Consider the following 228-nt stretch of genomic DNA (forward strand, 5'->3'; position numbering starts at 1 on the left):
TGCCGGTGGTGGCATCAAAGCTGAGCCATGCAGGTGTGCTAGCCGACAGGGTGAGCGTATCACCGCTGTCGATATCGGCGAAGGTGCCCGCAGGTACGCCGAAGCTAAAGGCGCTGCCTTGGTCTGTGGCTTGGTCGGTCAGTGCCGCCGAGACAGTCGGTGCATCGTTGGTGCCAGTGACGGTAATGGTTAGGGTCTGTACATCAGACGCACCTTGGCTGTCGCTGC

1 protein-coding gene is annotated in these 228 nt (G+C 61.0%); it reads right to left on the reverse strand.

Translation table 11 applies throughout. The features are described from left to right. On the reverse strand, positions 1-228 hold a 228-nt coding region (locus LZP69_RS16565; protein WP_234201767.1), incomplete at both ends, for a putative Ig domain-containing protein.

Source organism: Shewanella sp. AS1 (assembly GCF_021412565.1).
Classification (GTDB): domain Bacteria; phylum Pseudomonadota; class Gammaproteobacteria; order Enterobacterales; family Shewanellaceae; genus Shewanella.